Annotated in this window: 19 protein-coding genes, 1 tRNA gene and 1 pseudogene; 11 read left to right on the forward strand and 10 right to left on the reverse strand. The window is 65.8% G+C overall.

The window, feature by feature from the left end; translation table 11 throughout:
* Positions 1-15: 15 nt before the first annotated feature.
* A pseudogene (locus ACP5M5_RS09470) lies at positions 16-5,184 on the reverse strand (Hint domain-containing protein); the annotation flags it as partial.
* Between the two features lie 339 nt (positions 5,185-5,523).
* On the opposite strand from ACP5M5_RS09470, the gene ACP5M5_RS09475 reads away from it, so the two are divergent.
* Positions 5,524-5,598, forward strand: a tRNA-Thr gene (locus tag ACP5M5_RS09475).
* Here the strand turns inward: ACP5M5_RS09475 and ispD are convergent.
* Positions 5,577-6,290: a 2-C-methyl-D-erythritol 4-phosphate cytidylyltransferase gene (gene ispD, locus ACP5M5_RS09480; RefSeq protein ID WP_427936889.1), complete on the reverse strand. Its 714-nt coding sequence runs from the start codon at positions 6,288-6,290 to the stop codon at positions 5,577-5,579. The two genes, ACP5M5_RS09475 and ispD, sit on opposite strands and share 22 nt — an antisense overlap.
* Positions 6,291-6,411: 121 nt before the next feature.
* Between ispD and ACP5M5_RS09485 the strand changes: the two genes are divergently transcribed.
* Positions 6,412-6,747 carry a DUF1491 family protein gene (locus ACP5M5_RS09485; RefSeq protein ID WP_427936890.1) on the forward strand — a complete coding sequence of 112 codons (336 nt, stop codon included), beginning with the start codon at positions 6,412-6,414 and terminating at the stop codon, positions 6,745-6,747.
* A 19-nt stretch (positions 6,748-6,766) separates the two neighbouring features.
* On the opposite strand, the gene ACP5M5_RS09490 is transcribed toward ACP5M5_RS09485, so the two are convergent.
* Genes ACP5M5_RS09490 through ACP5M5_RS09500 form a run of 3 tightly spaced genes read right to left on the reverse strand, consistent with a single transcriptional unit; the run spans position 6,767 to position 8,786 of the window.
* The gene (locus ACP5M5_RS09490; protein WP_427936892.1) at positions 6,767-7,528 is read right to left on the reverse strand and encodes an NAD kinase; all 762 of its coding nucleotides are present in this window, start codon (positions 7,526-7,528) and stop codon (positions 6,767-6,769) included.
* Between the two features lie 2 nt (positions 7,529-7,530).
* On the reverse strand, positions 7,531-8,358 hold the full coding sequence (locus ACP5M5_RS09495; RefSeq protein ID WP_427936893.1) for a carbon-nitrogen hydrolase family protein: 828 nt from the start codon (positions 8,356-8,358) through the stop codon (positions 7,531-7,533).
* A gap of 26 nt (positions 8,359-8,384) precedes the next feature.
* A complete protein-coding gene (locus tag ACP5M5_RS09500) occupies positions 8,385-8,786 on the reverse strand; it encodes a hypothetical protein (RefSeq protein ID WP_427936894.1) in 402 nt (133 codons plus the stop codon).
* Between the two features lie 222 nt (positions 8,787-9,008).
* Between ACP5M5_RS09500 and ACP5M5_RS09505 the strand changes: the two genes are divergently transcribed.
* The 3 genes from ACP5M5_RS09505 to ACP5M5_RS09515 are packed head-to-tail and all read left to right on the forward strand — an operon-like array spanning position 9,009 to position 11,629.
* A complete protein-coding gene (locus ACP5M5_RS09505; RefSeq protein WP_427936895.1) occupies positions 9,009-10,412 on the forward strand; it encodes a selenium-binding protein SBP56-related protein in 1,404 nt (467 codons plus the stop codon).
* Positions 10,413-10,426: 14 nt separating this feature from the next.
* Positions 10,427-11,119 (forward strand): hypothetical protein, encoded by a 693-nt coding sequence (locus ACP5M5_RS09510; protein WP_427936896.1) that lies wholly within the window; start codon positions 10,427-10,429, stop codon positions 11,117-11,119.
* 48 nt (positions 11,120-11,167) lie between these two features.
* Positions 11,168-11,629 carry a SufE family protein gene (locus ACP5M5_RS09515; RefSeq protein ID WP_427936906.1) on the forward strand — a complete coding sequence of 154 codons (462 nt, stop codon included), beginning with the start codon at positions 11,168-11,170 and terminating at the stop codon, positions 11,627-11,629.
* 58 nt (positions 11,630-11,687) lie between these two features.
* Here the strand turns inward: ACP5M5_RS09515 and ACP5M5_RS09520 are convergent, their stop codons facing one another.
* Complete coding sequence (locus ACP5M5_RS09520) at positions 11,688-12,230, reverse strand: SRPBCC family protein (RefSeq protein WP_427936897.1); 543 nt, start codon at positions 12,228-12,230, stop codon at positions 11,688-11,690.
* Positions 12,231-12,589: 359 nt separating this feature from the next.
* Here ACP5M5_RS09520 and ACP5M5_RS09525 point away from each other — a divergent pair, with 359 nt between their 5' ends.
* From ACP5M5_RS09525 to ACP5M5_RS09540, 4 genes are all read left to right on the forward strand, one after another.
* Positions 12,590-15,037, forward strand: a complete 2,448-nt coding sequence (locus tag ACP5M5_RS09525) for a TonB-dependent receptor (RefSeq protein WP_427936898.1) — start codon at positions 12,590-12,592, stop codon at positions 15,035-15,037.
* A gap of 178 nt (positions 15,038-15,215) precedes the next feature.
* Positions 15,216-15,896, forward strand: a complete 681-nt coding sequence (locus ACP5M5_RS09530) for a MotA/TolQ/ExbB proton channel family protein (RefSeq protein ID WP_114913475.1) — start codon at positions 15,216-15,218, stop codon at positions 15,894-15,896.
* 11 nt (positions 15,897-15,907) lie between these two features.
* A complete protein-coding gene (locus ACP5M5_RS09535; protein WP_427936899.1) occupies positions 15,908-16,348 on the forward strand; it encodes an ExbD/TolR family protein in 441 nt (146 codons plus the stop codon).
* A gap of 12 nt (positions 16,349-16,360) precedes the next feature.
* The gene (locus tag ACP5M5_RS09540; protein ID WP_427936900.1) at positions 16,361-17,230 is read left to right on the forward strand and encodes a TonB family protein; all 870 of its coding nucleotides are present in this window, start codon (positions 16,361-16,363) and stop codon (positions 17,228-17,230) included.
* Positions 17,231-17,240: 10 nt separating this feature from the next.
* On the opposite strand, the gene ACP5M5_RS09545 is transcribed toward ACP5M5_RS09540, so the two are convergent.
* Positions 17,241-18,041, reverse strand: coding sequence for a tetratricopeptide repeat protein (locus tag ACP5M5_RS09545; RefSeq protein ID WP_427936901.1), 801 nt, complete (start codon positions 18,039-18,041; stop codon positions 17,241-17,243).
* A gap of 94 nt (positions 18,042-18,135) precedes the next feature.
* Between ACP5M5_RS09545 and ACP5M5_RS09550 the strand changes: the two genes are divergently transcribed.
* A complete protein-coding gene (locus ACP5M5_RS09550; RefSeq protein ID WP_427936902.1) occupies positions 18,136-19,020 on the forward strand; it encodes an alpha/beta fold hydrolase in 885 nt (294 codons plus the stop codon).
* A gap of 152 nt (positions 19,021-19,172) precedes the next feature.
* On the opposite strand, the gene ACP5M5_RS09555 is transcribed toward ACP5M5_RS09550, so the two are convergent.
* From ACP5M5_RS09555 to ACP5M5_RS09565, 3 genes are read right to left on the reverse strand one after another with little or no spacing between them, the layout of a single operon-like run.
* Complete coding sequence (locus tag ACP5M5_RS09555; RefSeq protein WP_427936903.1) at positions 19,173-20,153, reverse strand: GNAT family N-acetyltransferase; 981 nt, start codon at positions 20,151-20,153, stop codon at positions 19,173-19,175.
* On the reverse strand, positions 20,135-21,283 hold the full coding sequence (locus ACP5M5_RS09560) for a pyridoxal phosphate-dependent aminotransferase (protein WP_427936907.1): 1,149 nt from the start codon (positions 21,281-21,283) through the stop codon (positions 20,135-20,137). The genes ACP5M5_RS09555 and ACP5M5_RS09560 overlap by 19 nt, the downstream gene beginning before the upstream one ends.
* 59 nt (positions 21,284-21,342) lie before the next feature.
* On the reverse strand, positions 21,343-22,545 hold the full coding sequence (locus ACP5M5_RS09565; RefSeq protein WP_427936904.1) for a pyridoxal phosphate-dependent aminotransferase: 1,203 nt from the start codon (positions 22,543-22,545) through the stop codon (positions 21,343-21,345).
* A gap of 296 nt (positions 22,546-22,841) precedes the next feature.
* Between ACP5M5_RS09565 and ACP5M5_RS09570 the strand changes: the two genes are divergently transcribed.
* Positions 22,842-22,944 (forward strand): sugar phosphate nucleotidyltransferase (locus ACP5M5_RS09570; RefSeq protein ID WP_427936908.1); only part of this gene is annotated, 103 nt, incomplete at its 3' end.

Consider the following 22,944-nt stretch of genomic DNA (forward strand, 5'->3'; position numbering starts at 1 on the left):
GCCGGTATCGAGATAGCTCTCGACCGCCAGCCCCTCGCTCAGCAGCACGTCGTGGTGGGCGAGTTCGATATGGAAATAGCGCACCAAAGACACCGTTTCCTCGCGGATGGTGCGGCCATTGACGAGGAATTTGATCGGGATCAGCACGCCGTCCACGAACACCGCGTGATCGGGGGAAAGCACGACATCGCGGCGCGGCAGGCTTTCCCCGAAAGCGCCGGCGGTGATGCGCACCGGGCGCACGCGGGCGGGGTATTTGTGGCGCTGGCAATCGATCTCGCGCCAGCCGATCCAGAGGATCGCGGCCGTCCCGCCGCCGGCTAGTCTAACCATGTCCCCGACCGCCAGCGCCTCGACCGGAACCGGCCCGGCCGGGGTTTCGATCCGCGTGCCGCTGGCGAAACAGGGCAGCGTGAGGGTGATATCGGTGCCGCTCGCGCCATCGCTCGCGAGCTGGAACTGGCTCGCGCTATAGGTCCCTTGCAGTGTGAGGGACGCGACCGGCGAACCGGCGTCACTCACGCTGAGCGTGTGGTTGGTGAAGCTCAGCGTGTCGCCGGTGCTGTAGGTGGTGTTGCTGAGATCGATGACGTCGCCGCTCGCGAATCCCTCGATGGCGCCGAAGACCTGGCCGGGCGATGCGAGCGAAAGCTCGCCCGAGGCGGCGGTGAAATCGATGATTTGCGAGCTGGCGAGCGCGCCATCGAGCACGATGCCACCGCCGGCGCCGATCTTGGCGAGGCCGCTTCCCGCGCCGGTTGCCGCAAGGCTGTTGGCGAGCACGATGGTGCCGCCCGCCGCCTCGATCAGCGCGTTGTTGGTGAGCGTCCCGGTGACATCGATGGTACCGCGGGCGGCGAGCAGCGTGCCGGTATTGCTGATGCCGCCGGAGAGCGTGCTGACGCCGAGCCCGGCGAGTTTTTCGACCAGCCCGGCATTGCTGATCGCGCCGGCGTTATAGCCGGTGAGCGCGGCGTCGGCGGTGATCTCGAGGGTGCCCGCCGCGCCGACGAGGAGCTGGCCGGTGCTGCTCGCGCTGCCGATCGAGGCGGCGCCGTCGAGCAGCAAGGTGCCGGTATCGTTGAGAACCGCGCCGCCGGCAAGCGCAAGCCCGCTCGCTTCCCCGTCGCCGCTGACGATCACGGTGCCGGCCCCGGCGAGCGCGCCATCGAGCGAGGCGGCGCCGGAAAGGGTGAGCGTGGTGCCGTCCGGGTCGAGCGTGCCGCCGCCGGCGAGGGTGAATGCCCCGCCATAGCTGCCGCCGGCGGCATCGATGAGTTCGGCGGCACCGAGGACGCCTAATCCTGCGACCGAGAGCGAAACGCCGGGCGTTAGCGTGTAGAAGCTGATCGCATTGCCGCTCGTCGCCGCCGCGCCGGCGGTCAGCGCGAGCGTTCCGGCGCCGGTAAGCGTGCCGCCCAACGTCGCGGCGCCGGCGGCGAGCGACAGCGTGCCGCGCTGGACGGCGATGGTGCCGCTATTGGTGAGATTGCCGTAGAGATAGCTGATGCCGTTGGCGGCGTTTTTTTCGAGCAAGCCGGCATTGTCGATGGCATCGGTGCCGGCGGTGTTGATATTGGCGTCGGCATTGATCGCAAAAACGCCGCCGGCGGTGATATCGAGCAGCGGCGAATCGTTGATCCCGGCGCCGAGTTCGATATTGCCGTCCTGGGTGATGGTGCCGGAGAGATCGATCGTCTCGGAGCCGCTGACGGTGAGGCCGTCGGCGATGGCGCTGCCGCTGACCGCGATGGTGCCGCTGCCGGCGAGGGTTCCCGCCAATGTCGCAGCGCCGGCAAGCGTCAGCGTGTGGGCGCCGTTGGTCAGCGTCGCGCCGGTGGCGAGCGTCGTGATGTCGGCGAGGGTGAGGTTGCCGGCGAGCGTCGCGTCGGCGCCGGCCGCGAGCGCGAAAGCGCCGGCGCTGACCGCAAGACCTGCCCCCAGCGTCGCGTTGCCGGCGAGCGCGATGGTGCCGGCGCCGCCGAGGGTTCCGGAAAAACTGTCCGTGCCGGTGAACAGAAATTCGCCATCGGTGGCGAGGATGGTGCCGGTGCTGGTGATCGCGGGCGCGATGGTCGCGGTTCCGGCGCCGCCGGTTTTCTCGAAAATCCCGGCATTGCTGATCGCGGCGGTGGCGCCGGCGGCGATCGCGTTATCGCCGAGGCTGTCGAACAACGCGCCGGCGGTGATCGAAAGGTCGCCGGCGCCGCCGGCGCCCAGCGTGATGGCGCCGCTATCGAAAAGCGTCCCGCTATCGATCAGGCCGGCGTTGTCGCCGATGATTGCGTCGGCAAGATCGCCCGTTCCGATGACGATCAAGCTGCCGGCGCCGGCCACGGTGCCGTCGAGCGTTGCGTCACCGCTCAGGGTCAGGGTCTCGCCGCCGAGCGCGAGTGTGCCGGCGGCGGCGAGGGCGAAATCCCCGGCATAGGAGAGCGAGGCGGCGAGCGTCAGCGCATCGGCGATGGCGATGCCGCCAGTGGTGATCGCGGCGCCGGCTTCGATGGTGCCGCCGCCGGTGGCGAAATCGAGCGTGCCGCCGCCGCTGATGGTGCCGGCGATGTCGGCGCTGCCGAGCGTGAGCGCATTGGCGCTGATGACGGCGCTATTGCCGGCGGCGAGCGAAAAGCCGCCGCCGATGGTGCCGCCGGAGAGGAGATCGAGCTCGCCGCCATCGACCGTGAGGCCGCCGTTCCAGGCAAGGCCGCTATCAACCGCGAGGGTGCCGCCGGCGACCAAGAGGGTGACGAGATTGCCGCCGCCAAGCGCCTCGACCGTGGTATTGTTGAGGAACGAGACGGTCTCGGCGGTGCTGCCGTCATTGGGAATGATGGCGTCATCGCTGCTAGTGGGCGTGGTTTGCCAGCCGCCGCTCGACCAATTCCAGCTATCGAGGGTGATCGCCGCCGAGGGATAGCTGAACACCGTGCTGGCCGGGGAAAGCAGGATCTCGGTGCCGTTCGCGCCGTCATTGGCGAGCGCGAGCGAGGGCGAACTGCCGAGGCCAGGCAGAGCGAGCGCGCCGACCACGCTGGCTGCGCCGCCGCCAGTCGCGTCCGTCAGCGTCAGCGTGCCGCCGCTATAGGAAAATCCGTTCGCTTCGAGCGTGGCGAGATCGATGGTGTCGCCGGCGGCAAAGCCGGTGATCGTAGCCGCAACGGACGCCAGGGCATCGAGGGTAAGGGCGGCATCGGCGGCGGCGAAATGGATCGTCCCCGAGGCTGCCCCCCCGAGGGTTGCCGCGGCGCCGGCGCCGAGGCTCAGCGTGCCGCCGCCACCGAGCCCGCCGGCGACCGAAAGCGCGCCATCGGCGACGCTGATAAGGCCGCCATTGCTGACCGCGCCGGTGAGCGCGAGCGTGCCGGCGTCGAGCGCGAGCGTGCCCTGATTGTCGAGCGCGGCCGAGAGGGTCGTCGCGCCGAGCCCGTTCCAGCCGGTAATCACCCCGTCATTGACCAGGGTGCCGGTGCCGGAAATCGCCGATGACGTGGCGAGGGTGAGCGAGCCGCCGGCCTCGACGATGAGTTCGCTGCCGCCGCTCGCGGTGCCGAGGGTGAGCGGCCCGTCGACGCTCGCGATGCCGGCGATCGCGAGAGTCGTGCCGCCTTCGAGGGCCATGCCAGAGAGATCGGCGCTCCCCGAGAGCGCGAGCGTGCCCGGCCCGGCGAGGGTGCCATCGAGGGCGATGGCGCTGCCCGAAAGCGTGAGGCTTTCGCCGCCGAGCGCGAGCGTCGCCCCGGTCCCGAGGGTGACGCCGCCGGCATCGCTGAGCGAGGTCGCGAGGGTGAGTTCGCTGCCGGCGCCGGTGATGGCAAGGTCGGCGACGGTGACGACGACGCCGCTATCGAGGGTGAAGTTGCCGCCGCCGGTGAGAAGGAGGGTGCCTTGACCGGAGAGCGCCCCGCCAAGGCTGGCACTGCCGCCATCGAGCGCGAGAGTACCGGCATCGGCGGCGAGGGTGCCGGTATCGTTCAGGCTCGCGGTGAGGTAGCTGGCGCCGTCGCCGCCGGTTTTCGCGATCAGGCCGGCATTGTTGATCGTCCCCATGCCGGCTTCGGCGCCGATCGCGGCGTTGGTGAGAAGGGTGAAGCTCGCCCCGGCGGCAATCGCGACCTCCCCGCCGCCCTCGAGCGTCACCGGCCCGTCCATGGTGAGGCTCGTGGTGTCGGCGAGCGTCGCATCGCTCAGGATCAGGCCGTTGAGATCGCCCGCGCCGGTGATGTTGACGCGATCCGCCGCCGTTGCGCTCGTGCCCGCGATCACCCCGCCGAGGCTCGCAACACCCGAGAGCGTCAGCGTCTCGCCCGCGCCGGCGAAGAGGAGGTCGCTGCCCGGCCCGAGGGTGAAAGCGCCGCCATAGTCGAGCCCGCCTTCGAGGGTCAGGGTGGTCGCGGCATTGAGCGCCTCCAGGGTTGCTGCGGTGATGACGGCACCAGCGCTGATCGCGACCTGCGCCCCGCCGAATGCCGCGAGGCCGCCGGCGCCGCTGATCGTCCCGGCAAGCGTGTCGGTGCCACCGTAAAGACCGAGCACGCCATGGGCGATGGCGAGCGTGCCGCTATTGCTGAAATCGCCGGCGATATCGCTGGTGCCGCTCGCCAATTGCTCGATCAGGCCGCTGTTGAAGACGCCGCCAGTGCCTTCGCCCGCCAGCGTTGTCGGGTTAGCGATGACGAATGTGCCGCCGCCAGTGACACTGATCGCGCTCGCGTCCGAAGGCGCGGCGCCCAAGGTGATCGCGCCCGCGCTTGCGAGCGCGCCGCTGACCGCGAGCGTCGCGCCGCCGCTGACGGCAAGGCCGGAGAGGGCTTCGGCGGTGCCGGTGATGGCAATCACGCCCGGCCCCGCGATCGCGCCGGCCAGCGTCGCCGGGCCGGAGAGGGTGAGGGTGCCGGCGCCGAGGGCGAGACTGCCGGCGGCCTGATCGAAGCCGCCATCCCAAGTGCCGCCGGTGAGGCTGAGCGCGCCGGCGGTCAGATCGAGGGTGGCATAGGGATCGCCAGGATCGCTGAGCGCGGCGATGGCGTCGGTGGTGGCGTAGGTGACGAAAACCGGGATGCCGGTATCGAAAACGGCATTGTCGCCGCTGCCGGGTGTGCCGAGGCTCCAATTGCCGGCGACGCTCCAGGCGCCGCTCGTGCCGATCCAATCGTCATTCGTTGCGGCCGGCATCCCAAACTCCATTCGCCGCTGCCGATGGGCGCCGGCAGGGGTGTTGTATCGTGGCTCGCGCCGCAGGCCGGCCCGGCAAGATCAACGCCGGGCGCAGCGCGCTTGCCTATATCAACCTATTCGCGAAAAGTAAATTTTTATCTCTCGTTATGGTCTATTGACCAGCGGTAAACGATCTTATCACGAGATATGCCGGCAATCATCCCCGCGCAGGGTGCGTCTTTCGGGCCGTCACCCGTGTCACGTTGGCGGCGGCGATAAAACACACCGTCGCGTCCTTGCGATCAACGTGCGCCGAAGGGTTGCGCCGGTGGCGGCAAGCGTTTAGGAGACGGCCGGATCATCGTCGGCGCTGCTGTAGCTCAGTGGTAGAGCACACCCTTGGTAAGGGTGAGGCCGTGAGTTCAATCCTCACCAGCAGCACCACCCGCGAGATGCGACTCCACCAAGCGGCGTTGGAGTATAGCCTCGGCGCGTGCGAGGTCGGGCTCGGTGGTGATTTTGAACGCATCCTCGTGCCCGAGAACCATCGCGACCGGGATTCCCGCCCGCTCGGCGACCAGGCTGTCATCGGTGAGATCGGCGGCGCCGGCGCCGATCGCCCGGTGTGCTGCGAGAATGTCGGCGAAACAAAACCCCTGCGGCGTCTGCGCCCGCCACACCCCGGCGCGGTCTAGAGTCTCGGTGACGATCTCGCCGGCGCAACGCTTGAGCGTATCGACCACCGGCAAGCCGGCGATCACCGCGCGATGGCGCGCGAGCGCCGCGATCACCGCCGCAATCGTCGCCGCGGCGACGAAGGGGCGGACGGCGTCATGGATGAGGATATGGTCCGGCGCCCGCGCCGCCATCGCCTCGATCCCGCGGCGGACCGATTCCTGGCGCGTCGCGCCGCCGAACACGGCCGGCGGCAGGTCGAGCCCGGCGGTGGCCTCGGCGTAGAGCGGCGCGTCCTCGGGATGGATCACCACCTGGGTCAGGGCGATTGCCGGATGGTGGTGAAAGGCGAGCACGGTGTGGCGCAGCACCGCCACGCCGCCGAGGGGGCGGTATTGCTTCGGGGTCGGCCCGGCCATGCGGCTGCCGCGGCCGGCGGCAACGATCAGCGCCACGATCATGCGGTTGGTCTCCTTCGCGCGCACTGATCCGCGATGCACTCGGGATGGTCAAGCGGGGCGCTTGCCAAGCGGGGCGGGTTGGCCCAAAGCGGCGTTCATGGCGGCATTCATGGCGGCGTTCATGAGAGAGCCTCGGGTCAAGGCGGAGTTCTGGGTGCAGATGGCGCTCCGCCGCGGCACGGCGGCCGGCCGGCCGGGGGTGCTGGTGCGTCGTGGCGACCCTGACGCCGGTGGCGTTCTCCTGGTTTTGCGCGGCAGCAAAGGGCTTTCCGTGCTGTCGCAGATCCGCGCCGCCGATGGCACCAGCGCTTGGCTGCGCGCAACCGGCCCCGACGGCGTCACCGAAGCCGCCGCCGATGCCTACATCGCGCGCCAAATTTCCGCCGATCCCGATCTCTGGGTGGTCGAGTTCGAGGCACCCGACCTTCTGCCGCCGTTCGAGGCCAAAATTATCTAGGCGTCTGTGAATGGCTTGATCAGACCGTGAATTGCTCGGCGATGATGCGCTCAGAGAGGGCCTGGTCGGGGTCGAAAAGAACCTGGGTCGCGACAGTGCGGTATTCGCTGACCGCAACCGAGACGACGTTGCGAACTTCGGTGAAGTCGGCGACGGCGGCGACCGGGCGTTTTTCCGCTTCCAGCACCTCGAACACCACTTCCGCCGCCCCCGGTAGCAAGGCGCCGCGCCAGCGCCGGGGGCGGAAGGCGCTGATCGGGGTGAGCGGCAGAAGATTGGCCGAAAGCGGCACGATCGGGCCATGGGCGGAGAGGTTATAGGCGGTCGAGCCGGCTGGGGTGGAGATCAGCACGCCGTCGCAGATCAGTTCCGCGAGCCGTTCGCGCCCGTCGATCGAAATGCGGATTTTCGCGGCTTGGCGGAGCTGACGCAGCAGGGAAACCTCGTTGAAGGCCAGGGCCTCCTCGGTCGCGCCGGTCATGGTGACCGCGTGCATGCGCAGCGGGTAGAGGATGGCGGCTTGAGCGCGGGCGAGGCGGGCGGGGAGATCGTCCTCGGCATAGGCGTTCATCAAAAACCCGACCGAGCCACAATTCATGCCATAGACCGGGCGCGGATGGCTGATCAGATGGTGCAGGGTTTCGAGCATGAAGCCGTCGCCGCCGAGAGAGACGACGAAATCCGCCTCGGCCGTCGGACAATCGCCATAGCGGGCGGCGAGGCGGACACGGCTTTCCTGCGCCAGCCGCGCGGGCGAGGCGAGAAAGGCGATGCGCGGCATGCTCACCCGGGGCGCCGATGCGAGAGCACGGGCATATCGCGCCGGATCCGCTCGGTTCGCGCGGGATCGATGCGGGCGGTCGCGAAGCCTTCCCCGTCCGGCGCCATCGCCACCACCTGCCCCCAAGGGTCGGCGATCAGGGAATGGCCATAGGTGAAGCGCGCCTCGCCGCGTTCCTCATGGCGGCCGCAGGTCGCGGCGGCGACGATCCAGCACTGGGTTTCGATCGCGCGGGCGCGGAGCAAGACCTCCCAATGATCCTTGCCGGTTTGCAGGGTGAAGGCCGAGGGGACGAAAATGATATCGGCGCCGGCGCGGCGCAACGCGAGATAGTGCTCGGGAAAGCGGATATCATAGCAGATCGAGAGCCCGGCGGTGAGCGGGCCGAGGCCGGTGGTGACGATATCTGTCCCGTGGCCGTAGGTCGCGCTTTCGCGATAGCCGGTGCCGTCCGGGGTCTGGATATCGAAAAGATGGCGCTTGCGGTAGCGGGCGATTTCGCGCCCGTCGCGGTCGAAAACGACGGTGGTGTTGAAAAGCCTCCCCTCGGCGGCTTCGGCCAGCGAGCCGCCATGGACGAAGATATGATGGCGGCGGGCGAGGGCGCGGAGCGCCTCATAGGCCGCACCGCCAGTCTCGCCGGGCGCGGGCAAGGGCTCCGCATTCCGCTGCCGCGTCTCGCGCGAGCCGCCGAGCGAGGTCCACATCTCGGGAAGGCTCACGAGGTCGGGCCGGTCCTCGGCGACGCACGCCGCGATCAGGCGTTCGGCGGCGGCGATATTGGCGGCTTTGTCATCGCCGGGATTCATCTGGACGACGCTGATCCGCATCAGGGTTCCTTGCGCGGCGGTGATGGCTAATGCGGCCAGTCGAGCCGGGGTTCGGCGCGGACGGGGCGGCCGGGCGAGGCGAACTGACCGCGCGGCTCCACGCTGGGGTCGCCGGCGCGCAGCGGCGGTGGCGGGATCGGCGGTGATGCGGTTGGCGGCGCTGCTTCACGGCGCGCCGCCGGGCCGGCATAGAGCGAGAACTCCTCGGCGCCCGGGCCGCGTGTCGGCTCGGGGAGCCGGAGCGTCAGGCTGCGCAATTCCCCTTGCAGCTCGTCGAGCCGGGCTTCCAGCGCCTCGAGGCGGGTTTTCACGCCGATAACGCTGAACGGCATGAAGAGGAAGGCAAGAAGATAGAGAAGTGCTGGCACCAGCAGGGCGATCGGCACCCAGCCGGGCATCCAGTCGGGCAAGGGAAGGGCGAAGGACATGGCGCGATCCTAAGCCCGATCGTGCCAACGCGGAAGACCGCTTGCGCGGGCGGCGGCGGCGGGGCGTTCGCGGGCGATTTTCCATTTGACTCTTGGCGGGGAGGGGGGAACGCTGAACCGCCGCTGCGATCTTGCCCGGAGATGCCGCGCGTCGACACGCCGAACCTGTCGAGACCGCAAAACCCAAAAAAACGCCAAAATATCATCGGAGGACAGCGCACCATGGGAGATTTCCGACCCGATCCCACCTTCTACCCTTCGGCGAAGCTCGCAATGGCGGCGCCCCGAGAGGGCATCGGCTATGTCGCGCTCTTGCGCACCGATGGCGCCGCCGGGGATGCGCTCGGTGTCGTCGATCTCGATCCGGGATCGAAGACCTATCGGCAATTGGTCCACAAGGTCGAGTTGCCCCATATCGGCGACGAATTGCACCATTACGGCTGGAATGCCTGCAGCTCCATGCTGTGCCCGACCGGCGGGCACCCGTTCACCGAGCGCCGCTATCTGATCGTCCCCGGCATCCGCTCCTCGCGGCTCTATATCATTGACACCAAGCCCGAGCCGCGGGCGGCGCGGATCGTCAAGGTGATCGAACCCGCGGAACTGCTTCACAAAACAGGCTATTCCCGGCCGCATACCGTCCATTGCGGCCCGGAAGGCATTTATATCAGCGCCCTCGGCGGCAAGGGGGCGCGCGGCGATGAGGGTCCGGCGGGGATTTTCCTGCTTGATTGCGAGAGCTTCGAACTCCGCGGGCAATGGGAGATCGAGCGCGGCGACCAGTTCGCGCATTACGATTTCTGGTGGAACATGCCGCATGATTACCTGGTGTCCAGCGAATGGGGCCTGCCGCCCTTGTTCGAAAACGGCCTCGTTCCGGAGGCTCTCCTTGCCAACCGATATGGCCATAAGCTGCATTTCTGGGATTTGCGCGGCCGCCGGCATTTGCAGACCATCGATCTCGGCGCCAACCATCAGATGGCGTTGGAGGTACGCCCCGCGCATGAGCCGACCAAGGATTATGGGTTTCTCGGCGTCGTCGTCGATACCACCAATCTTGAAGGGTCGATCTGGACGTGGTGGCGCGAGGGTGGCCAATTTCATGCCCGCAAGACCGCGACTATTCCGCCAGAACCCGCCGATCCCACGAAATTGCCCGAGCTTCTCAAAGGCTTTGGCGCCGTCCCGCCCCTGGTCACCGATATCGATCTCTCACTCGATGACCGCTTTCTCTACGTTGCCTGCTGGGGCACCGGGGAATTGCGGCAATATGACGTGGCTGATCCGTTCGCGCCAAAACTCGCCGGCTCGATCCGGGTCGGCGGCATTGCCGCCCGAACCCCCTATGCCGATGGCACGCCCTATCATGGCGGCCCGCAGATGATCGAGATCAGCCGCGACGGCGAGCGGGTTTATTGGACCAATTCGCTCTACAGCACCTGGGATGATCAATTTTATCCGGGAGGCGTGCCCGGCCAGATGGCCATGGCGCGGGCCGGGCGCGATGGCGGGCTGACGGCGGATCGCGATTTCCTGCTCGCCTTCCCGGCCGGCTATCGTGCCCATCAGGTGCGGCTCGAAGGGGGTGATTGCTCGACCGAGAGTTTCTGCTTCGCGTCTGCCTGATCTGATGCCCTGACATGCCGGCAGGCCTGCTCTGGCTGATGGTGGTGGCGATGGGGGTGTTTCAGGGCTGCAACCCGCCGATGGGTTGGTTGCCGGCGCTGGCGCGCGGGCTCGAGACGCGGCGGGCGCTGGCGCCGTTTAGCGTTGCCGCGCGCTATGCGTTCGGCCATTTTCTCGCGATCGTCGTCGTATTAGCGCCGGTTGCGGCGTTCATCGCGCTCGTCCTGCGCGATCCGGCGCCGCTGATGCCGGCGATCGGCGCGGCGATGGTGGGATTCGGCCTTTTCAAGTCTCTGCGCCCGCGCCATCCGCGGTTTCTCGCTCGCATTCCGCCGCGCCGGGCGTTGCGCTGGTCGTTCCTGATGTCGCTCACCCATTGCGGTTCACCCTTGATGATGCTGGCGACGCTGATTGATCTGATCTGGCGCGAGCCGGTCTATTTCCGCCTTCGCCTCGACCCGCTGGCGCGTCTTACGCATGATCTCGGCGCCGCTTTTCTCATCGCTCTGGTGATGAGCGCGACGCTGCTCGCGGCATCCTCGGCGATCGCGGTGGTGCTTGGGCGCACCATCGGGTTGCGCGCCTTGGCGCGGGTCTGGATCAATTTCGATCTGCCGTGGTCATTCGCCTGCATGGCGATGGGGCTGATGGCGCTGGTCATGGGAGAGCCGCGTCTTGCCGCGCTTTGCGGGCTCGCGGCGCGTTGAGGCCACGGGCGGCTTGACGGATGGCGGCATCGCTCGCACATGCGGGCGATGCCAGAAGACCCTTTCTTCGTCCCCGAGGAAGCGAGCGCTGCCGAGGCCATCGCTGCGATCGGCGATGAGTTGGCGGTGTTCGATGATTGGATGGAGCGCTATCACCACATCATCGATCTTGGCCGCACATTGCCGCCGTTTCCCGCCGCCTGGCAGGATGACGCGCATCGTGTTCAGGGCTGCCAGAGCAAGGTTTGGCTGGCGGCGGTGATGCGGGCGGGCCGGCTCTATTTTGCCGGCGCGTCGGATGCGGCGATCGTTGCCGGCCTGGTTGCGCTTTTGCTGCGGGTTTATTCGGGTCGGACCCCCGAGGAGATTCTGGCCACCAACGCCGATTTTCTCACGGCGTGGGGGCTGATCGGGGCGCTTTCGACCAATCGCGGCAATGGTGTTGCGGCGATGGCGCGGCGGATTAGCGATCTGGCGAAAGCGGCCTCACAGCAGAAGGCAGTGCCATAGGCACTGCCCCCGGGACAAAGGTTTTTTGGTTCTTTTTTTCAAAAAAGAACCGCTTTCCTCAGTTCGCTTCCGCCTTTTTCTTGAGATCGGCGAGCGCGCCTTCGTAGATTCCGGTCACGGCTTTGATGGCGGCGGCGTCGTCCATGCCGGCGGGGGGATTGGCGTCGGCCGAGCCGCGCTGGAAATGCCCCACCCAGGTGACGGTGGAGCCCCCGTTCTTGCCGGGTTTGACGGTGATGGTAGAGCGGTAATGGCTGACCGGGACGACCTTGACGTTGCCGGGATCGTCGGTGATCCGGTAGGTATAGGTCATCTTGGCAGCGTTATATTTTTCCAATTGCTCGATCAGCACCGGGCCGCCGAGGTCGAGATGGCGCACCGAGCCCGGGGCATTGCCCTTGTCGGCGTTCGAGGTTTTCACCGCGCTGAACCAGGTGAGATCGCCGAAATTCTGGATGATGTTCCAGACTTTCGCCGGCGGCGCGGCGATGGTGATGCTGCGCCGGACGACATGGTTGGGCATATCCGCCGCGTTTGCCGGCGCGAGGTGAACGAGAACGCCGGCGAGCGCGAAAAGCGCGCCGAAAAGAAGATGCTTCAAGATGTTTCCCCTTTTTTGCTTCGGGATAAGGATGAGAGTCTCGTCAGTATCAGGCGGGGCACGGCGTTGCCAGGTGTTTTCCGAGACTTCGCGGATTTTTCCGGCGGCGTGGCCGCTCGCTGCCTGCCCTCTCGATGCTTGAAAGAAATATGTCATCATCTGCCGCGCGATGGCGAAACTTTATTTATGACAAATTTATGTCTATTTGCCTTCATTATGACGACATTTTTCTTTCATTTGTATGAACACGATTTTGTGAACTTATTGTCACAATTCTGTGCGCGTTGCGCGGGGTTACGTTCCGTTAATCCCTGGCGCTGAACCCGACCCTACCTCTTCGCGCACCAGGAAAGACGATCATGCATTTGACCCCGGCTTTGGCGCGGCGCGCGCCTTCTCTGTTGCTCATGGCGTCCACGCTGCTTGCCGGCCATGCGGCATTGGCGCAGGTCGTTACCGGCACGATCAGCAATGGCGGCGGCAATCCGGCGCCGTTGCCATTGGTGTCGGATGATGACACGCAGCTTGCGCAGAATGCCGGGGGTGTCAGCGGTGTGGTGAATGCCGGCTCGGTCAATGCGGCGGGCGGGGGCGGGACCAGCGCGGCGCCGGTGCCGGGCGCGACGGTGCCGCCGACGCAGCAGCAGCTTTTTGAGTCCGGCCAGACCACCCGGGTTCTCGATCAGCAGCAATTGCAATCGGTCGGGCCGATGGGTGGTGGCGCGCAGGCGATCGGCTTGGCGCCGGGCGCGCAGGTCGTCGGTTATGGCAACACCGGTTCGACGAAATACAATGTTTCGCTCGATGGTCTTGCCAATGGCTGGGGCGGCTTCGGCGGTCAGACCGCCAACAACAATCTGATGATGACCTTCGACGGCGTGCCGATGAACAATGTCGCGACCGGTCTTTGGGCTTCGGCTTCGGTGCCGCAGATTGGCATGATCCAGAACATCGATGTCGGCTACGGTCCCGGTGACGCGAAGGATCGCTGGTATGACACCACCGGCGGCACGATCGAGTTCACGCCGATCCAGCCGACCGCGAAGGCGGGCGCCGATATTGTTGCGAGCTATGGCAGCTATGACACCGTCAACCTGAATTTCGACATCCGCACCGGCAATATCGGCGGCTGGTCGACGGTGATCGCCGGCGGCATCGGCGAGGGCAATGATTTCCGCACCTCGCAGAATGGCTTCGACAGCCCTGCGGAAAATTACGCTTTCTACGTCAAGACCGTGAAGAATTTCAGTGATGGTGACGTCTCTTTCGGCGGCTACATCGCCCAGGGTGGCGGCTATCGCCCCAATGTCATCCCGGTGAGCCCGATGGCGGGTGTCAGCGTGAATGGCGCGGGGGCGGCGGGACCGCTCTACAACGAGAAGGCGAATTTTTTCGCGGCCCTTGATCCCCAGGTCTGGGCCAAATTCGACCAAAATCAGTTCGCGACGGTTTATGCGAAACAGAATATTCATCTGGACGACTACACCACGTTCCATAACATGACTTGGTATAGCGATGAAAAACGTTTGCATTCCGATTTCAACAATTTCCAACCAAATTACAATCAGTTATATGAGATGAACACGCCGGATAACTGGACGCTCGGCGACAAGATGTGGTTCACGACCACGCTTCCTTATAACACCGTCGATTACGGCGCTTATTATATCTATGGCCTCTATCAGACCATAAATTCTTTCTGGAGCCCGGACGCGCCTTATTATGGCAGCCAGTATGCGCCCAATGGGAATTACCGATTCGGCAATTTTTATAGCGGTGATGCGGCGATCTTCCTCCAAGACGATATTCATCCCTTCTCGCAGCTTCACATCACGCCGAGCATTCGCTTCGTCGACGACACGCTGCAATACGCGAATGGCGCCGGCCAGTATGGCGCGTTCCCCAATGCGACCGGCACCGATCAGGGCGGGTTCGGATCGCAGCACGCGAGCTGGACCGGCATCGAGCCGGGCGTGAACGTGAATTATCAAGCGCTCAAATGGCTCGCGCTCTACGGCAATTACGAGGAATCCTATCAGACCCCGTCCGTCGGCGGCGGTGGTGGCTATTTCCAGGCTTTTCCGGTGACCGTCGCGACCGAGCCCAAGCTCGAACTCGCGCAATATTGGCAGATCGGGGCGAAAGTGAAATTCAACGATCCTGATTATTACGTGAAAAATTTCCTCCTCGACGTCAATTATTTTGATCTCCGCCTCGCGGATCAGGCCGCCAATATCGCGCTCAATGTCAACGGCAACGAAATCACGACGGTTGGCACGTCGGAATATAAGGGCGTCAACATCGCGATGGACGATAACCCGTTTTCCACGGTGCACACGTTCTTCAACGGCGCGATCATGAATGCCCTTTATACCAGCTATGACGTGATCGGCGGCTCGAATTTCAACGGCTCGCATGTGCCGTATGTTCCGGACACGACGCTCAATCTCGGCGTCGATTATACCTATCTCATCGGCAGCACCGCGGTGAAGCCGAGCTTCTGGTGGCAGTTCACCGGTCCGCAATATTACTTCAACAATATCACTGGCGCGCCCACGAATACGACGATGGGCGCTTATCAGACCCTGAACGCCTCGATCGACGTGAAACAGCCCTTCTCGGTCGCCGGCTTTGGCAAGACGCTTGATATATCCCTGACCGTGCTGAACTTCACGAATAACCGCTTCAACATCTATGAATATCTCGACTCCGCCGGCGATTATTTCGGCCCCGCCGCCGCCTCCGGTATCCTCGGCTTACCCGGCGCCCCGCTGACGGCTTATGGTCAGATCGCGCTGAGCTTCTGAGAGAATGCAATTACGCAATCGCGACCAGGTTGTCATGTAACGGTCACTGAACTGACACCAATCGATCACACAACTGCCGTTTGAGAGCGGCTACAAAGCACCCGAACGCAGGTCCGCGTTCGGGTGCCGCGGCAACCCGGGCGCGGTTTCGCCACGGCAGGCAGCGAAGGCAACCATCATGAATTTCGACTATCTCATCCACATCGCCAACTACTCCGACGGCGTGATCTACGCGCTCGCGGCATTGCTGCTCGTCGAACTCGCGGTGATCATCGACCGCTTCTGGTATCTCCGCCGTACCCTGATCGGTGGCACCCGCGTCGTGCTCGCGGTCGCGCGCACCGGCGCTTTGACCCAGCCGGAGCTCGAGATGCTGCGCCGGAGCGCGGGCAAGCTGCCGGAAGCGGTGCTGCTCGAGACCGCATTGCGGCACGCCGACAAAACCAAAGGCGAAGCCCTCGCCAACCGCCTCGAGGAGGCGATCCTGCTGATGGCGCCGCAATTTGACCGGCGGCTTTGGATTCTCGACACCATCATCACTCTCGCGCCACTGCTCGGCCTGTTCGGCACCATCCTCGGCATGTTTCACGCCTTCGGGGTGCTGGCGACCCCCGGCCAAGCGCCGACGGCGGTGACCGGCGGCGTCGCGGACGCGCTGGTCGCGACGGCCTCGGGCATCTTCATCGCGATGCTCGGCTTGCTCACCTATAATGGCCTCAACAGCCAGATCCGCATGATCATGCATCAGCTCGACTCGCTGAAGACGATGATCATGAACCGGCTCGACGGCGCGCCGATGGTCCCGCTCGGCCAGACGACCCAGAAAACCGTCATCAAACCCGCGTTGCAGACGGCGTAAGGCGGCAAACGATGGCGCGAAAGCTTCGCTATTTCGAGGAACGGCGCGGCCGCGTCGAGATCATTCCGATGATCGACGTGATGCTGTTCCTCCTGGTGTTCTTCATCATCGTGACCTTGCAGATGATCCCCGACGCCGGGCAGACGCTGCAGCTCCCGACCTCGAGCCAGGCGGACCATCTGCCGCGCCCGGAATTCACGGTGAACGTCCAGCAGGATGGTTCCGTCACTGTAAAGGGCCAGGCGATGAGCCTCGATCAGCTCACCGACATGATCAAGAATGACGGCAATCCCGAGAAGACCGTGATCACCATCGCGAGCGACAAAGCGGCGCCGTTCGAGGCGTTCGTCCATGTCATGGACGCGGTGCGCAAGGCCGGCGTCACCAGCCTTGGGGTTGCGACGCAGCCGGGCGGCGGCGGGTCTGAGCCGGTTCCGCCGGCGGGGAAATAAGTGAGCGCGCAGATGACAGCGCCGCGGCTGCCGGAGTTGCCCGAGGCCGGGCCATGGGGCAGTTACGCCTCGCTGCCGTTCCTGCCCGATAGCGGCCGGCGCGGCCGGTTCGTGCTCGCCCTGCTGCTGGCAGCGGCCTCGGAACTTGCGATCGTCGTCTGGCTAGGCGCGCGGGTGGTGGAAATTTCCCCCGAGCCGAACAATCCGCATCCGATGGAGGTCCACGCCGTCACCTTGCCGGCGCCGCTCCCGGAATTGCAGGCGGTGCCGGAAGTCACCCCCCCTGACGCCGCAAACCCCCCGCCGCCGCCCGATACGCTGACGCCGCCGCAGCCCAACGCGCCGCCAGAGCCGCAAGCCGAGGTCGCGCCACCCCCGCCGGCGCCCGACCAGCCGCCGCCGCCGCAGGCCGATAGCCCCTTCTTTGTGCCGCCGCCGCCGCCGATCGCCGCGCGCCAGCCCCCGCCACCCCATCCGGTCAAGACAGCGCAGAAAGCCGCGCCGCCGCCGCCGCAACCGAAGACCGAAGCCGCGAAGGAAGAGCCCAACAAGCCGCCACCACCACCGTCGGCCCCCGCGTCCGCCGGCCAGAACCTCACGGCGCTGCAAAAATACGCCGCCGATCTCCGCAACCGGGTGCAAAACAATCTGCACGTCACCTCGGCGATCAGCGCGCTTAACCTCTCCGGCGATACCACCGTTGCGATCACTCTCACCCCGGACGGGCACATGAACAATGTCGCGGTCAATAAATCGAGCGGCATCAGCCTGATCGACAAACTCGCGCTCGACACCGTGCGCGCGACCAGCTTTGCCCCGTTCAGCGAGGAGATGCCGAAAAATACGATGACCTTCCTGCTTAAAGTCCACGTCGACGGCTGAGCCGTTAGCGTCAGGGGCTGGCGGCTTTATGCTGCGCGCGCCAGGCCGCGGCTTTCGCCTCCGCCTCGCGGGTTTGCTCCGGGGTTAGGCGCTCGGCGAGAATCTGCAGCGCCCGCGTTGCGCGAAGATAGGCGTCGCTCCCCTCCTCGGCGCCAGATTGCGCGATCGCGTACCATTGATAGGCGGCCGCGTCGTCCTCGGCGACGCCATGGCCGCGCGCATAAGCGATGCCGAGCGCGGCGGCGGCATCGAGATCGCCCTGATCGGCGGCTTTGCGGAACCACGCCAGCGCTTGCCCGTAATCCTGCGTCTCGCCACGGCCGCGCGCATAAGCGAGGCCGAGATTGAACTCCGCTTGCGGGTCGCCATGCGCTGCCGCTTTCGCGAACCAGGCGGCGGCTTTCGCGTCATCGGCTTCGACGCCGCGGCCATGCGCATAAGCGACGCCGAGATTGAATTCGCCCTTGGCGTCATCCTGCGCCGCTGCTTTCGCGAACCAGGCGGCGGCTTTCGCGTCATCGGCCTCGACCCCGCGCCCCTCGGCATAGGCGACGCCGAGCGCGGTTTCCGCCGGGGCATAGCCCTGGGCCGCGGATTTCTCGAACCACGCCACCGCTTTCTCGTCATCCGGCGCGACGCCACGGCCATATTCAAAGGCAAGCCCGGCATCGAACTGCGCCATCGGATCGCTGATCTGCGCATCGGGGACGCTGTATTGCGCCGAGGCTGGGCGGCTAATCGCGGCGCCGGCGAGAGCGAGCGGGACGACGACGAAACGAGTGAGGACGAAACGAGTGAGGACGGGGCGCATGGCGTCTCCTCTTGCGGTTTGGCGCGAACTATGCCCCGAATTCAGGCCAAGTCCGGCGCTCATGCAAGAGAGGGCCGCAAACCGGGAGGGGGCGATGGAGTTTGCCGGGTTTCATCTCGAATGGCGCGAGGTTTCGGGCGGGCGGCTGCGGCTTCGCCGCGGCGGCAACGGCCCGCCCTTGCTTTTGCTGCACGGCAACCCCGAGACCCATATGATGTGGTCGAAAATCGCCCCCGCCTTGGCGGCGCGGTTCGAGGTGATCTGCCCTGATCTCCGCGGCTATGGCGGCAGCTTCAAGCCGCCGGCAAGCGCCGATCACACGCCTTACGCCAAACGCGCAATGGCGCGCGACATGGCCGAGCTGATGGCCGGGCTCGGGCATGAGCGCTTCCCGGTCGGCAGCCACGATCGCGGCGCCCGCGTCGCCCATCGTCTCGCGCTTGATTGTCCCGATCGCGTCACCCGCCTCGCTGTTCTCGACATCATCCCGACCCTCGCCCATTTCGAACGCACCGACATGCGCTTCGCGCTCGGCTATTATCATTGGTTCTGGTTCGCGCAGCCGCACCCGTTTCCCGAAGCCCTGATCAACGTCGCGCCTGAGCTTTGGTTCAAGGCCCATGTAACGCGCGGCGCCGACCAGATGCCGGCGTTTTTTACCCCCGAGGCGGCGGCGGATTATCTCGCCGCCGCCCGCGATCCGGCGATGATCACCGGCATGTGCGAGGATTACCGCGCCGCCGCCACCATCGATCTCGTGCATGATCGCGAAAGCCGCGCGGCCGGGGAGAAAATCCGCTGCCCCCTGCTCGCGCTCTGGGGGGCACGCAATTTCGTCGGGCGGCTCTATGACCCGCTCGCGGTGTGGCGCGAATTTGCCGCCGGCCCAGTCAGCGGCGGGCCGGTCGATTGCGGCCACTACCTCGCCGAGGAAGCGCCGGAGGCGATAAGAGACGCATTTTTGGGGTTTTTCGCGTAGGAAAGACTCGTTCTTTTTTGAAAAAAAGAACCAAAAAAACTTTTCTCTGTTGGGCAGTGCCAACGGCACTGTCCACTCCGAGGAGGCTCGCTGCTCCAAGGGAACGGGGAAAAAGTCTTTTTGCTTCTTTTTCTTCAGAAAAAGAAGAGTCTCTATGCTTCCTTCCAGAAAAACAAAGCATCATAGGATACACCCCGCGCGGTGACGCTGAATCCCGGGATACGTCCGCCTTCGCGCCAATCAAGGCGGCGCGCCAGCGCCTCCGCCGCGCTGCCGGCGATCGCGTTCAACGTCAAAAGCCGTCGCCCATGCCGCCGCGCCGCCGCCTCCACCGCCCGCATCAAGGCCTGCGCGAGGCCGCCGCCGCGATAGCCCGGCAGGATCAGCAGATGCTGCACCTCGGCGCGGTGGTCCTGATAAGGCGGGGTGTTGATATCGAGCTGCACCGAACCCGCGAGCACGCCATCGACCCAGCCGGCGATGAGAATTCTCTGGCCGCCAGCGACCTCGGCCGAAACCCCGCGCCAATAACGCCGCGCCTCGGCCGGCGAGGCGAGCGGCACCGCCTCGTCCTCGGCGGCGGCGGCGGCCAGGATATCGCCGAGACGGCGATCGGCAGACGACGCGGCGGCGGCGTCGAGCTCGGCGGCCGCGATGCCGGCGGCCGGCTTGGCATAGCCGAAAGCCAACGTCTGGCCGGCATCGACACGGATCGGGCCATCGCGCAGGAACGAGTGTTTTTCGAAAAATCGCTGCGCCGCATCCGCCCGGGTGTCGCACCACAAAACCAGGCGCCGCGCCTCCGGCACCCACCCTTCGGCGGCCGCGAGCAGCCGTGCCGCCAACCCATGCCGGCGCACTGCCGGAGTGACCAGAAGATCGCGGATCTCGAACGTGCCATCGGCGTCAAAGGGCGCGATGGCGGCGAGCCCGACCACCTGCCCTCCTTCGACGGCGATGAAAACACCGCCTTCGCGCAAATCCGGGATTGAACGCGCCGCGGCCGTAGCACCCGGGAATTCCGCCGCGACCGCCGCCGCCAGCGCGGCAATCCCGGCGGCATCGTCGTCCTGGGCCGGGCGGATGCGCAATTCGGCGCGGGGTTCGCCCCGGATCAGCGCAAGCCCTGACAAAAGCGGATGATGCGCTGTCCCGCCGTCTCCAGCGCCGCCTCCGAGGTCGCATAGCTCACGCGGACATAAGGGCTCATGCCGAACGCCGCCCCCTGCACCACCGCGACATGCTGTTCCTCGAGCAAGGCGAGGGCGAAATCGGTATCGTTCGCGATCTCCCGCCCGGCTGCGCTGCGGCGGCCGATACAGCCAGCGATGTTGGGATAGAGATAGAACGCGCCCTCGGGCTTATGACAGGTGATGCCTGGCGCCGCGCTGAGCAGATCGAGGAGAAGATCGCGGCGGCGGCGATAGGTCGCGAGCTGTTCCGCAAGAAAATCCTGCGGCCCGTCAAGGGCGGCCGCCGCCGCCGCCTGGCCGATGCTGGAGACGCCGGCCGTCGCCTGGCCCTGCATGTTGACCATGGCGCGGATCAAGGGCCGCGGCCCGGCGCAGAACCCGATCCGCCAGCCGGTCATGGCATAGGTCTTGGAGACGCCCGAGACCGTCACCACCCGCTCGCGGAGCCGGGGTTCGGCGGCGGCGAGCGTGACATAGCGGAACCCGTCATAGAGCAAATGCTCGTAAATATCGTCGGCCAGCACCCAGACATCGGGATGATCGAGCAACACCCGTCCGATCGCCGCCATCTCCTCCGGCCCGCAGGCAGCGCCGGTCGGGTTATTGGGAAAATTCAGGATCAGAAGCCGGGAGCGGGGCGTGATTGCTTGCGCGAGATCCTCGGCGCGCAGATGAAAACCGGCATTTTCCGGGCAAGAGACCGGAACCACCCGCCCGCCGGCGAGTTCCGCCATCAGCGCATAAGAGGCCCAATAGGGCGCCGGGATGACGACCTCCGCTCCGGGATCGACGGCGGCCATCAGAGCGTCGAAAATCACCTGCTTGCCGCCATTGCCGACCATGATCTCATCGAGCGCGTAGTCGAGCCCCTGATCGCGCCGGAATTTGCGCTGGATGGCCTCTTTCAGCGCCCGCGTGCCGTCCTGCGGCGGGTATTTGGTCTCGCCGCGCCGCGCCGCTGCTTCCGCCGCTGCGATCGCGTGCGGCGGGGTTGCGAAATCGGGCTCGCCGATCGAGAGCGCGATGACATCGGCGCCGCCCTCACGCAAGGCGCGCGCGCGCGCCGTCATCGCCGCGGTGGCGGCGGTGGGCACGCGGGTCAGACGCTCGGCGAGCGGCGGGCTCAAAGTTAGGAAAGACCCTGGCAGAAGCGCTGGATGCGCGTGCAGGCCTCGCGCAGTGCCTCGGTCGAGGTCGCGTAGCTGATGCGGATATAGCCGGGATAGAGGAATGCCGCGCCATGCACCGCCGCGACCCCTTCTTCTTCCAGGAGGGCGGTGACGAAAACCTCGTCGCTCTCGATCGCGGTGCCGGTGCGGGTTTTCTTGCCGAGGCAGCCATGGATCGCGGGATAAACATAAAACGCGCCTTCCGGCTTATGGCAGGCAATGCCTGGCGCCGCGTTCAGCATGGCGACGACGAGATCGCGCCGCTCTTGATAGACCTTGACCATCGCCGCGATCGACTCCTGCGGCCCAGAAAGCGCTTCCAGCGCCGCTGCCTGGCTGATCGAGGAGGGGTTAGAGGTGGATTGGCTCTGCAGCGTGTCCATCGCCTTGATCAACTCGCGCGGCGCCCCGGCATAGCCGATGCGCCAGCCGGTCATGGCATAGGCTTTCGAGCAGCCATTCATCGTCACCGTACGCGATTTGAGCCGCGGCTCGACGGCGGCGATGGTTGCGGGGCGGAACCCGTCATAGGCGAGTTTTTCGTAGATATCGTCCGTGAAGATCCAGACGTTCGGGTGGCGCAGCAAGACTTCGCAGATCGGCCGCAATTCCTCCGCCGAATAGGCGGCGCCGGTCGGATTGCAGGGGCTGTTGAGGAAAAACCATTTGGTCCGCGCCGTGATCGCTTGCTCGAGGTCTTCGGCGCGGAGCTTGAAGCCGCTATTCTGGCTGCACGGCACCGGAACCGGCGTGCCGTCGGCGAGCGCTACGATATCGGGATAGCTCACCCAGCACGGGGTTGGGATGATCGCCTCATCGCCCGGGTTTAGCGTCGCGACCATGGCGTTATAGATCACCTGCTTGCCGCCGGTGCCGACGATGATCTCCTCGGGTTTGTACTCGAGCCCGGAATCGGCGCGGAATTTGGCCGCGATCGCGGCGCGGAGCGCTTGGGTTCCGGCGACATCGGTATATTTCGTCTCGCCCGCCTCGATCGCGCGGATGGCGGCGGCCTTGATGTTGGGCGGGGTGTCGAAATCGGGCTCGCCGGCGGAGAGGCTGATGATGTCGCGCCCGGCGGCTTTGAGCGCGCGCGCCTTGGTGGAGATGGCGATGGTCTGGCTCGGGCTGATGCGGCCGAGGCGGTCGGCGATGAAGCTCATGAAACCCTGCGTGCGTGGAAAGGGAGCGTCATTTTACAGCAAAAAAAACCGTGCGACCCTAGCCCTCTCGCGCGCCGCCGGCAAGCAGCGCGCCTGTCAGCGTCTCCCCCAGAGGGGGAGGGTCGGCGGGCCTCATCCCCGCAGCGCGTCACCGCTTTGGGTTTTTGCGATGTATGCCCTGGCGCCGCGATTGCATGCTATGTTAGAAGCCGGGCGTTGCGGCGGGGCGTCAGTAACTGCGAACCAGTCTCGAGCAGCGCGTAGGTCATCATCAAAATGGGAAAAGACCTCATAAAATGAAAGCGGTCATTCTGGCGGGCGGTCTCGGGACCAGGTTAGCTGAAGAGACGGAAACCAAACCGAAGCCGATGGTCGAAATTGGCGGACGTCCCATTCTCT

Origin of the sequence: Acidibrevibacterium sp. (assembly GCF_049965395.1) — a bacterium.
In the GTDB taxonomy this organism is placed as follows: Bacteria; Pseudomonadota; Alphaproteobacteria; order Acetobacterales; family Acetobacteraceae; genus Acidibrevibacterium; species Acidibrevibacterium fodinaquatile.

Excerpts from the sequence above, each read along its gene's own strand:
- ACP5M5_RS09515 (WP_427936906.1), top strand. The coding sequence starts at position 11,168 with ATGCCAGAAGACCCTTTCTTCGTCCCCGAGGAAGCGAGCGCTGCCGAG.
- ACP5M5_RS09540 (WP_427936900.1), top strand. The coding sequence starts at position 16,361 with ATGACAGCGCCGCGGCTGCCGGAGTTGCCCGAGGCCGGGCCATGGGGC.
- ACP5M5_RS09530 (WP_114913475.1), top strand. The coding sequence starts at position 15,216 with ATGAATTTCGACTATCTCATCCACATCGCCAACTACTCCGACGGCGTG.
- ACP5M5_RS09565 (WP_427936904.1), bottom strand. The coding sequence starts at position 22,545 with ATGAGCTTCATCGCCGACCGCCTCGGCCGCATCAGCCCGAGCCAGACC.
- ispD (WP_427936889.1), bottom strand. The coding sequence starts at position 6,290 with ATGATCGTGGCGCTGATCGTTGCCGCCGGCCGCGGCAGCCGCATGGCC.
- ACP5M5_RS09510 (WP_427936896.1), top strand. The coding sequence starts at position 10,427 with ATGCCGGCAGGCCTGCTCTGGCTGATGGTGGTGGCGATGGGGGTGTTT.
- ACP5M5_RS09490 (WP_427936892.1), bottom strand. The coding sequence starts at position 7,528 with ATGCCGCGCATCGCCTTTCTCGCCTCGCCCGCGCGGCTGGCGCAGGAA.
- ACP5M5_RS09535 (WP_427936899.1), top strand. The coding sequence starts at position 15,908 with ATGGCGCGAAAGCTTCGCTATTTCGAGGAACGGCGCGGCCGCGTCGAG.
- ACP5M5_RS09550 (WP_427936902.1), top strand. The coding sequence starts at position 18,136 with ATGGAGTTTGCCGGGTTTCATCTCGAATGGCGCGAGGTTTCGGGCGGG.
- ACP5M5_RS09500 (WP_427936894.1), bottom strand. The coding sequence starts at position 8,786 with ATGTCCTTCGCCCTTCCCTTGCCCGACTGGATGCCCGGCTGGGTGCCG.
- ACP5M5_RS09525 (WP_427936898.1), top strand. The coding sequence starts at position 12,590 with ATGCATTTGACCCCGGCTTTGGCGCGGCGCGCGCCTTCTCTGTTGCTC.
- ACP5M5_RS09545 (WP_427936901.1), bottom strand. The coding sequence starts at position 18,041 with ATGCGCCCCGTCCTCACTCGTTTCGTCCTCACTCGTTTCGTCGTCGTC.
- ACP5M5_RS09505 (WP_427936895.1), top strand. The coding sequence starts at position 9,009 with ATGGGAGATTTCCGACCCGATCCCACCTTCTACCCTTCGGCGAAGCTC.
- ACP5M5_RS09495 (WP_427936893.1), bottom strand. The coding sequence starts at position 8,358 with ATGCGGATCAGCGTCGTCCAGATGAATCCCGGCGATGACAAAGCCGCC.
- ACP5M5_RS09560 (WP_427936907.1), bottom strand. The coding sequence starts at position 21,283 with ATGACGGCGCGCGCGCGCGCCTTGCGTGAGGGCGGCGCCGATGTCATC.
- ACP5M5_RS09485 (WP_427936890.1), top strand. The coding sequence starts at position 6,412 with ATGAGAGAGCCTCGGGTCAAGGCGGAGTTCTGGGTGCAGATGGCGCTC.